This window comes from Sphingopyxis sp., assembly GCF_035565275.1.
Lineage (GTDB): Bacteria > Pseudomonadota > Alphaproteobacteria > Sphingomonadales > Sphingomonadaceae > Sphingopyxis.
On sequence record NZ_DATMST010000069.1, the window covers coordinates 1 to 1,968 of the forward strand.

Below are 1,968 nucleotides of genomic sequence, written 5' to 3' on the forward strand. Positions count from 1 at the left end.
GCGACGCCGGCCGCCTCGGCGGGCGCCGCGACCGGTTCGGCCGCGAACGCCGCGATCCACAGCAAGGCCGTAATCAATGCGCTTCGCCCCAGCTCTTGCCGATGCCGATCTCGACCTCCAGCGGGACCGACAGCTTGAGTACCGGTTCGGCGGCATCCGACATCACCGCGCGGATGACCGTGCCTGCGGCCTCGGCCTTGTCCGCGGGCGCTTCGAACACCAGTTCGTCGTGGACCTGCAGCAGCATCTTCACATCAGACAAGCCCGCGTCCGCGAGCGCCGTTGGCATCCGTGCCATCGCGCGCTTGATCAGGTCGGCGCTCGTGCCCTGGATCGGCGCGTTGATCGCCGCGCGCTCGCTTCCCTGCCGCTCGTTCTGGCTCGCCGCCTTGATGCGCGGGAACCAGGTTTTCCGGCCGAACAGCGTTTCGGTATAGCCCGTCGCGCGCGCGCGATCGAGTGTGTCGGTAATATAGTCCGAAATGCCCGGGAAACGCTCGAAATAGCGCGCGATCAGCGCCTGTGCCTCGTCGGGAGTGATCTCGAGACGGCCCGCGAGGCCCCAGCGCGAAATACCATAGAGGATCGAGAAATTGACCGTTTTCGCCTTGCCGCGTGTGTCGCGATTGACCTCGCCGAACAATTCGATCGCGGTCGCGCTGTGGATGTCCTGACCCTGCGCGAATGCTTCCTTGAGCTCGGGGACGTCGGCCATGTGCGCCGCGAGCCGGAGTTCGATCTGGCTATAGTCGGCGGCGATCAGCACATGGCCGGGCGCGGCGATGAAGGCATCGCGGATCTGGCGGCCGGTCTCGGTCCGGATCGGGATATTCTGGAGGTTCGGGTCGGTCGACGAGAGCCGTCCGGTCTGCGCGCCGACGAGGCTATAGCTCGTGTGGACACGGCCGGTGGTCGCGTTGATCTGTTGCTGCAGCGCGTCGGTATAGGTTGACTTCAGCTTCGCGAGCTGGCGCCATTCCAATATCTTGCGCGCGATCGGCACGCCGTCGCGTTCGAGCCGTTCGAGTTCGTTCTGGTCGGTCGACCAGTCGCCCGATTTGCCCTTGCGACCGCCTTTCAGGCCGAGCTTGTCGAACAATATTTCGCCAAGTTGCTTGGGGCTGCCGATTGCGAACGGCTGGCCCGCGAGGCCGTGAATCTCGCCCTCGATGCGCAGCATTTCGTTTGCGAATTCACCCGACAGGCGCGCGAGATATTCGCGGTCGACCATGATGCCGGCGCGCTCCATCCCTTCGACGATGGCGGCAAGCGGACGGTCGACCATCTCGTAAATGCGCGTTCCGCCTTCGATCGGCAGACGCAACTTGAGCATCTTCCACAGCCTGAGCGCGACGTCGGCGTCCTCGGCGGCATATTGGGTCGCGCGGTCGAGCGGCACCTCGGCGAAACTGATCTGCGATTTGCCCGTGCCGCACATTTCCTTGAAGGTCAGGCACGTGTGATCGAGATGCAGTTTTGCCAGCTCGTCGAGGCCGTGCTGATGCTTGCCGGCGTCGAGTGCGAAGCTCATCACCAGCGTATCGTCATAGGGTGCGATGGTGACGCCATGTTGCGCGAGCACGCCGATGTCATACTTCAGATTGTGCCCGACCTTCAGAACAGCTTCGTCGGCGAAGAGCGCGTGAAGGCGGCCGAGCGCGTCGTCCATCGGGATCTGCTCGGGCTTTTCGGCGAACATGTCGGTGCCGCCATGGCCGAGCGGGATGTAGCAGGCGCGGCCCGGCGCGGTCGCCATACTGACCCCGACGAGGCGGCCGGTGACGCTGTCGAGGCTCGCGGTTTCGGTGTCGACGCCGACGACATGCGCGGCGCGCGCTTCGGCGATCCAGCGGTCGAGCGCTTCGATCGTCGTGACGCATTCATAGACGGACCGGTCGATGGCGGGCATCGGCGGCAGGGTGGGGGTCGAGGGGCCTGCGGCGGAGGCAACGGGCGCAGCGGTCGCGC

1 protein-coding gene is annotated in these 1,968 nt (G+C 65.4%); it reads right to left on the reverse strand.

Annotated features, from left to right (window positions below; translation table 11 throughout):
- Positions 1-73: 73 nt before the first annotated feature.
- The coding region (gene polA / locus VN047_RS05105) for a DNA polymerase I (RefSeq protein WP_325540677.1) at positions 74-1,968 on the reverse strand (1,895 nt) is incomplete at its 5' end.